This is a genomic window from Flavobacterium cupreum (assembly GCF_003996965.1).
Taxonomy (GTDB): Bacteria; Bacteroidota; Bacteroidia; order Flavobacteriales; family Flavobacteriaceae; genus Flavobacterium; species Flavobacterium cupreum.
This window is the reverse complement of sequence record NZ_QWDM01000154.1, coordinates 1-328: the sequence shown is the minus strand read 5'-3', so window position 1 is coordinate 328 and position 328 is coordinate 1. Positions and strand designations below refer to the sequence as shown.

The following is a 328-nucleotide window of genomic DNA, read 5'->3' as shown; positions in this document are numbered from 1 at the left end:
ACTCGTCCGATACTGGGTTACTTAGTATTGGACTAAATAATAGGTAACTCGCTTGTACACAGCGTGCACGTCCGCGTTGTACCGGTTAAATTAAATGGCAGTGCTAAGTATGTAGAACTGTCTGTAGAGTGCTTGCGGACGCGGGTTCGATTCCCGCCGCCTCCACCATAGCATCCTAAAAAACCGTCCACTGGACGGTTTTTTTTCGTCTGTATCAACAGGCGGCGGGAATCGATACCGCGTCTGAGGGGGGCAACTGGGGGCAGAATTTAAGGCCACCCCTACGCCGTCAACGCTGGAATAATACGCCTCGTTCGCCTAGCTCCCC

General features: G+C 52.4%; 1 other RNA gene. It reads left to right on the top strand.

What is annotated here, in order from left to right:
* Positions 1 to 168: a transfer-messenger RNA gene (gene ssrA / locus D0817_RS27010) on the top strand; the annotation flags it as partial.
* Positions 169 to 328 lie beyond the last annotated feature (160 nt).